This window comes from Paenibacillus solani (assembly GCF_001277345.1).
GTDB lineage: Bacteria > Bacillota > Bacilli > Paenibacillales > Paenibacillaceae > Paenibacillus_AQ > Paenibacillus_AQ solani.
Genome location: NZ_LIUT01000001.1, coordinates 1,647,545 through 1,655,075, shown reverse-complemented (window position 1 = coordinate 1,655,075; position 7,531 = coordinate 1,647,545). Strand labels below are relative to the sequence as shown.

At 44.6% G+C, this 7,531-nt stretch carries 6 protein-coding genes; 3 read left to right on the top strand and 3 right to left on the bottom strand.

The window, feature by feature from the left end:
- Nucleotides 1–268 precede the first annotated feature (268 nt).
- Nucleotides 269–2,215, top strand: coding sequence for an elongation factor G (locus tag AM231_RS07540; RefSeq protein ID WP_054402068.1), 1,947 nt, complete (start codon nt 269–271; stop codon nt 2,213–2,215).
- A 224-nt stretch (nt 2,216–2,439) separates the two neighbouring features.
- The gene (locus AM231_RS07535) at nt 2,440–3,309 is read left to right on the top strand and encodes a cation diffusion facilitator family transporter (protein ID WP_053493717.1); all 870 of its coding nucleotides are present in this window, start codon (nt 2,440–2,442) and stop codon (nt 3,307–3,309) included.
- 67 nt (nt 3,310–3,376) lie between these two features.
- Here AM231_RS07535 and AM231_RS07530 read toward each other — a convergent pair whose 3' ends face one another.
- On the bottom strand, nt 3,377–4,543 hold the full coding sequence (locus AM231_RS07530) for a nucleotidyltransferase domain-containing protein (RefSeq protein ID WP_242615083.1): 1,167 nt from the start codon (nt 4,541–4,543) through the stop codon (nt 3,377–3,379).
- A gap of 133 nt (nt 4,544–4,676) precedes the next feature.
- Entirely contained in the window at nt 4,677–5,285 is a 609-nt protein-coding gene (locus tag AM231_RS07525) for a sugar O-acetyltransferase (RefSeq protein WP_054403556.1), read from the bottom strand.
- A gap of 127 nt (nt 5,286–5,412) precedes the next feature.
- On the opposite strand from AM231_RS07525, the gene mraY reads away from it, so the two are divergent.
- Nucleotides 5,413–6,363: a phospho-N-acetylmuramoyl-pentapeptide-transferase gene (gene mraY / locus AM231_RS07520; RefSeq protein WP_207383542.1), complete on the top strand. Its 951-nt coding sequence runs from the start codon at nt 5,413–5,415 to the stop codon at nt 6,361–6,363.
- Between the two features lie 85 nt (nt 6,364–6,448).
- Here the strand turns inward: mraY and AM231_RS07515 are convergent, their stop codons facing one another.
- A complete protein-coding gene (locus AM231_RS07515; protein WP_054402064.1) occupies nt 6,449–7,390 on the bottom strand; it encodes an aminoglycoside phosphotransferase family protein in 942 nt (313 codons plus the stop codon).
- Nucleotides 7,391–7,531 lie beyond the last annotated feature (141 nt).

Here is a 7,531-nt window from a genome sequence, read left to right as displayed (position 1 = left end):
CTCCCGGCTACCACCATCATAAGATGCCTATAAAAATAGGCCAACCAGAAATCTCTGGCTGACCTAATAATACGAAGTCGCCCCACCATGCTAGACGCAGAACAAGATAATGAATGATTATAAGCATTTATTACATATTCCGGTTCTCTCTTAGTGGATAAACTAGAAGTAACTTTATTTTATATGGAGGCGATATGAATGCGGCAATTAAACCAAAACATCCAACCGAAAGGACTACAACTAATGAAACGAATGAGGGTTAATATATATGAAGAAAATATTGAATATTGGAGTTTTGGCCCATGTTGACGCCGGTAAAACTACCTTAACTGAACAAATCCTGTTTAGATCCGGCATTATTGAACATGCAGGCTCTGTTGACGAAGGCAACACAATCACAGATTCACTGGATATTGAGCGGAGACGTGGAATCACGGTGAAGTCCGCGGCGGTATCCTTCATGCTGGATGATATGAAAATCAATCTGATCGATACGCCGGGACATGCCGATTTCATCTCAGAGGTCGAACACTCACTAAGTGTGCTGGATGGCGTCATACTGGTAATTTCCGCGGTTGAGGGCGTACAAGCTCAGACACGGGTGCTCATGCAAACGCTAAAAGAACATTGTATCCCTACAATTCTATTTATGAACAAGATCGATCGAATGGGTGCAAATTACCAGAATGTCTATACCATGATCCGAAATCTGCTGGATGAACATATATGTGAGATGAGCTTTGTAACTGAGGAAGGCAGTGCAACCGTTCGGGTGGACGCAGCTGACCCCGATATCGACGGGTGGATCGAAACTCTGTCAGGGGCCAATGAAAATCTGCTGCATGACTATATCCAGGATATCCCCATCACTAGGGAACGGCTGCTGGAGGAATTGCGCAGTCAAACCCGACAAGGTAAAGCTTACCCGCTATTTGCAGGCTCAGCAGCCAAGGGGATCGGCATCGAAGCGCTGCTTCATGCGCTCGGTGAATTTTTCCCTGCTAATGATACCTCAGAGCTTCAGCATGAACCGTTATCCGGTCTGGTGTTCAAAGTCATTAAACTTCCGAATGGGGAACGGAACGTATATCTCCGGTTGTTCGCTGGCAGGATTGAGGCACGCGATGAGATTACGGTGATAACCCAGAACGGACAAACCACAATGTTCAAGGTAAAACACCTCCGCGCTCTGCAACAAGGTAAATCCATGTCAGTGGAGCTGATTGATGCTGGCGACATTGCGATTCTTATTACCGATGAACTCAAGGTGGGTGACGTTATCGGCACTGCTTCCGACAAGATGAAGCTTGTCCACTTTCAGAAGCCGCCGATTCAAGTCCAAGTCTCGGCCAAGAATTCCGCCGAAGATCATCAACTTCACACTGCCTTAAGTAATCTTACGGAAGAAGATCCATTCCTGCAATATATCCGGGATACGCACACGAAGGAACATATCATTCACATATTCGGTATAGTCCAACAAGAGATTCTATTGGAAACTATCCAGCACCAATACGGCATCGAGGCTGTTTTTTCAGCCCCACAGGTCATTTGTATCGAGAAGCCGTTACATGTCGGGGAAGCTGTTGAATATATGGAGGAGTGTCCTTTTTATGCAACAGTAGGCTTGCGAGTTGAACCTGGTGAGAGAGGAAGCGGACTCCTATATCGTTTGGAAGTGGAACTGGGCTCTCTTCCCTTATCCTTTCAGAAAGCGATTAAAGACACGGTGATGGAGGTGCTCCAGGAAGGATTACATGGATGGTCCGTGACTGATATTGTCGTGACCCTGACGCATACCGGTTACGCAAGTCCGGTATCAACAGCAAAGGATTTTCGCAGCCTGACCCCGCTCGTCCTTATGGCTGCGCTCAGCCAAGCCGGAACGGAAGTATATGAACCCGTGAACACGATCCAGTTTATTCTGCCGGAATCCAGTCTAAGCAAAGTGTTGTCCAAATTGGCGGTACTGGAAGGGACCTATCAAGAACCGATATTTTACAATAAAGCAGTCCATGTTCATGGTACCCTCCCTGTACGGACCACCGACTTGCTCAAAGCCGAAGTCCATTCTCTGACAAGCGGTAAAGGCATGCTCTCTGTTAAACCTGGAGGATACGTAAAGGTGCATTCCAATTTACCTGTGAATAAACGGCGACTAGTCAATCCGCTCAATCGCGGTGAATATATGCTTTACTTAAACAAGATCATGTAGGAACATATGCGTGTAGCTATAGCGGTGTCGAGAGAATATCTCGCCCGCTATTTTTTATGCGCTAATCGAAGCTTGTTTTATCATTCTTAGTCTGGGGCAACTCTTTTTGCCCCCTGTCACTTATTAAGCGAGAGGAAACAACGTTGCTCTAGACCCACCCTTACTCTGCTTGGTAATATAGTCAGGTACTATTTTTTGGGGCGTGCGGAAGGAGTCGACTAGATTTGGAACAACAGCGTTATCATGATTTGAAATTGGGTGAAAAAGGTGCCATCATCAGCATCATTGCTTATATCTGCTTATCCGTGATCAAATTATGGATCGGTTATTTCTCTAACTCCGAAGCCTTGAAGGCAGACGGATTAAATAATGCTACCGATATCGTGGCCTCTGTCGCCGTATTAATCGGACTTCGATTATCACAAAAGCCTGCAGACCATGATCATCCCTACGGTCACTGGAAAGCAGAAACGGTAGCCTCCTTAATCGCCTCTTTTATTATGATGGCTGTTGGGATCCAGGTCTTGTTCGAAGCTATATCTTCCGTGTTCGAAGGAAACCATGAGTCACCTGATCTTATATCCGCTTGGACCGGCATTGGCTGTGCCATCGTGATGTTCTTGGTGTACAGATACAATAAGCGCCTTGCCACCAAAATAAACAGTCAGGCTGTCATGGCGGCGGCAAAGGACAACCTTTCGGACGCCTGGGTAAGCATTGGTACCGTCATAGGAATTATCGGAGCCCAATTTCATCTGCCATGGCTTGATCCGCTAACCGCCGTGTTGGTAGGATTTCTAATTTGTAAAACCGCTTGGGATATATTCCGCGATGCTTCGCATCATTTAACGGATGGATTTGATGAGAACATTGTCCAAAACTACAAAGAAACCGTTAAACAAGTGTACGGCGTAGCAGGAGTTAAAGATATTCGGGCCAGAAACTATGGCAGCAACACTGTTGTCGATATCGTGATCCTTGTCAGATCGAATCTGGATATACGGGTCGCCCATGACATTTCTGACCAGGTAGAACATGAATTAAAAGAAAGACACGGCGTTTATGACGTACATGTCCATATTGAACCGAAATAAGCTTCTATAACTATTATAATCACTAGAAAGGTCCGACCAATTCCATCATGGTCGGACCTTTCTTCATCTATTCAATATTTTCGATCGACTGCTCAAGTCTGCGCTTCAATTGCTCCAGTGACTCATAACGGTTAATGGTAACGCCTTGATCAAGTAGATATTTCTCCAAGTTAGACTCCAGATGGATGACGGCTTCATGAAGCAGCGCGAAATTGTGCGGATCGAGTAAGGATACCAGATCAGGCATGCCTGCACCGAGATAATAACGCTGATAATCCAGACTGGGCTCTAGTGAGGTTGGCCAGTATCCCCGTTCTGCATAGTACATAAAACGTGCAGTTTCTTCTTGGACACCCATCGAGCCAAAATAAGCAATCTGATAATCCCCCGTCTCACAAGCCGTTTTAAGTTTATCCAAATTACCTTTTATTTCTTCGAAAAATCCTGTCATTCGTTCCGAATAAGATGGCTGCTTCGCTAACGCGGCTCTTTCTTTCATCCATAACGAAAGCATATTCTCTGTAAGATGTTCGCACGCAGCGCGAATACTGGCCGGCGTATCGGCCTGCAGAATCGAATCAATCTGTTCCTTTAAAAGGGGTGGCTTAAGCGTAAAGTTCAAAATCTGATTTATGTTCTTACCCCAGCCACTTTTGATGTAAGAACGATTTAATAGTGCCAGACAGGAGAGAACATGGATTAATACATCGCTTGCTGCATTGTGATAATAGTTGATGTTATCGCCCAGATTAGCTTTACTCAACTTATATAAATGCACATATGCATGATGCAATTGTTCTTCTGCTCTATCCAAAAACAACTCCTGGTTCTCAGGCAGATCGATTATCGTTTGCTGCAGGCTTCGAAATCGTGCCAAATCCTCATCACTGCGTGAATACAGGAGGATGCTATCCGCAATAATGGAGGTTTTCGATTCTTGGTAGGCTGCCATCCTTTCGGCACGTTCCCAGCTGATCGGCCAGAAATCAAAGCTTATATCCTCCAAAACAAACTGAATACTCGCTTGATAACCTTTAGGTGAAGCAGGTATGAAGTACAAATCCAGGTCTGACCGCTCAGTGTCCGTACCTTGAGCGAAAGACCCGTAATAGGCAACGATGGCAATGTCCTGAGGATAATGAGCTTTTATATGATCAACGAACGTATCAGCTACTTTCATGACATTCAACAAATGCAAATCTCCCCTTTTCAAATTCGGTTCGGTTTGATCCATGATAACAGAACACATCTGAACATCTTAAGGGAAACTTCAAATATAGTTGAACATTACACTATGCAGCCGGGTTCAAGATACACTAATCTTTTTCTAGGTTATGCTTAGCAAGTAGTCATATCATCCAATATGCTCAGTAATCATTAACATCAAATTTTCTGTCTTTATAGTAGTATGGTCGATCCTCGTCCGTGATTGTTCTTAGAACCCTGCATGGATTTCCGACAGCTACTACATTATCCGGCAAATCTTTGGTGACGACACTCCCTGATCCAATAACTACATTATGACCAATCGTTACACCCGGATTGACGACGGTATTAGCACCGATCCAGACACTATTCCCTATTGTGATCGGGAGTCCGTATTCATAGCCTGAATTTCTGGAATCTGGATGAATAGGATGTCCAGCTGTGAGTATGGATACATTAGGACCGAACATCACGTTATCTCCTATGATGACTTTACCTACATCCAAGATCGTACAATTATAGTTGGCCATAAAATTATGCCCCACTTCAATATTCTTGCCGTAATCACAATAGAAGGGAGCTAAAATATTGAGATTGGATCCAGCTTTGCCCAGAATGCTTCTCATGATGGAATCGATTTTCTCCCTCTCCTGGGGAGGACAGAGGTTATACTCATGAATCTTCTTTTTGTTCTCTAATTGTTCTTCTGCAAGTCCATCCATCCAAGCTTTATATGGAAGCCCTGCTAACATTCTTTCTTTATGGTTCATCATGATGCTCTAGTCTCCTTTGTAGTTACTTATATATTGGCTACTTATTATCAGAAGGAATAATTGTCTATTTAATCGAAATACAATAATGTGAATACGATATAAAATAGAAAGAGATGTGTATGCTATGAATGGAATTCTGGGGGTATCCGGTCTATCGTTTTTGCTAGTCGCATTATTCACGCCCCTGCTTATCTGGGGGCTGCGCACGTTGAAACTTACGCAGCCAATCCGTACCGAACTGCCTCCAGATCATCAAGCCAAACGCGGGACGCCATTAATGGCGGGTCTTATTTTACTGGTAGGCGTTGCAATGTCACTGCAGTTTCATCCTGCACCACTTACCGTATTTTTATGCTCCACCTTTCTCTTGTTCAGCACCATCGGGTTTATGGACGATTTCAAAAAGGCAGCATGGCAGGACCCGTCCGGAATTTCCGGTCGCATGAAGCTAGTGCTTCAGTTCCTGTTTACTGGCATATTACTATATGTTCTGTTCCATTCCTTCTCACTGACAAGTGATATCACGCTCTTCAATGGATTCCAGCTTCATCTGCCAGTTAGCGTGTACATCATCATTATGCTGCTGTTCATCGTGGGCTCAGCTAATGCAATCAACTTTACCGATGGCTTGGACGGACTATTGATTAATGTAGCCATACCCACCTACTTTTTCTTCTTCGTAATCTCTGAAAAACCAGAGGTTCAGATGTTCTCGCTGATTATGATCGGCTGTCTGCTCGGCTTGCTGCTCTATAATATTTATCCTGCCAGGGCTTTTATGGGTGATACAGGCTCCCTTGCCATTGGCGGTTCCCTTTCATTCTTAGCGGTTATTGAAAAAGTTGAAATTCTGATCCCTCTGTTGTTCCTTATCTATTTGGCGGAGCAATTTTCGGTCATCCTGCAGGTGTGGTATTACAAGCGGACCAAGCTGCGTCTGTTCCGGATGGCACCGATTCATTACCACTTCAGTCTCAAGTACGGCTGGAGCGAGAACAAAATCGTTATGATATTCGGCTTTGTCTCTTGGTTTATGGCCCTGCTCTGCTGGGTGCTGGCAAAATACGTGATGTAAAACAATGAGACAAGCAAGATATAAGCCTCCTGGCAGATGTACCGAACTCTACCAGGAGGCTAACTTTACATATAGGACCCCATACCTATTGGGTGAGCACAATCTCCTCAAGCTCTTTTCGTAGACTGCTAAGCGTTGACCTACGCTCCTCATCATTTTGAATATCATAGAGGAACTGCTCCGTGAACTCCCAAACGTCTTCCAATCTTCGCCTACCTTGATAAAACTTCAGCGCCTCAAAGTTCACCTCATAATAAGGGTGCGTATCGGTATAAATCTTCATGAATTCTGAAAAGTAGGGTTTCTCTACAAAAAACATCATATCAGCTTCGACCGGTGCCAGTTTCAGTCCCTCCCAATCAATCAGCTTCAATTGCCGCCCGGCTGACATTAGATTCCATCCATGAATGTCGGTATGGCATAATGCCATTCGCAGATTGCGACCCTTCAGCACTTCGGACAATGATTCGACTTCATGCATTAATCCCTTCAAGCGATCAGTATGATGAAACATCACTTCTCTAATGTCAAACGGTATATCCGCATCTAGGATGCTTCTTAACGACCCAAGAAACGGGACATCAAAGCTCTCCTTCATGGCACTTGTCAGCATCGGAATCTCTTCCCCATAGCGATGGAGCTCCGCAACTATTTCTGCCAACTGTCTCACTTGATCCTTCGTCAGCTCATGATCTGCAATCGTGTCTCCGACGATATATTCATATAACAGATAAATTCCTTCGTCATCCTCGCATTGATAGTATCCGTCCTGTGTAAGTATTGGGACAGGGATTTTCCCCCTTAAAGAACTATGATCCTCAAGCCACAACAGGACAGGAACGTAATCATCAATCAGTGCAGTCCATTTTGGGGTGGATGCACGGCTTTTCTCATAAACTTTCAGGAAATAGGTCTGTTTGTCAATTTGGACCCTGTATGCAAGTGCGGCCCATCCACCCTGCTGTGGTATAACTTCGGTATGCTCCAAACCGTAAAAATCCGTCAATACTCGAGTTAAGTGGTCCATAGATCCTCCAATCGTGATACATAAAGTCTGGTGCGTTCTATCAACATTATCATAATTTACCCCATAATCGAGTAGGAGGGGGTGACTAACCCCCGTCCTCTCACACCACCTAGCATGCGGGTCCGCACTAGGCGGTTCCAA

Bases quoted from the DNA above. Each gene is read 5' to 3' on its own strand.
- AM231_RS07540 (WP_054402068.1), top strand. From the start codon at position 269: ATGAAGAAAATATTGAATATTGGAGTTTTGGCCCATGTTGACGCCGGT.
- AM231_RS07530 (WP_242615083.1), bottom strand. From the start codon at position 4,543: ATGGATCAAACCGAACCGAATTTGAAAAGGGGAGATTTGCATTTGTTG.
- AM231_RS07525 (WP_054403556.1), bottom strand. From the start codon at position 5,285: ATGAACCATAAAGAAAGAATGTTAGCAGGGCTTCCATATAAAGCTTGG.
- mraY (WP_207383542.1), top strand. From the start codon at position 5,413: ATGAATGGAATTCTGGGGGTATCCGGTCTATCGTTTTTGCTAGTCGCA.
- AM231_RS07515 (WP_054402064.1), bottom strand. From the start codon at position 7,390: ATGGACCACTTAACTCGAGTATTGACGGATTTTTACGGTTTGGAGCAT.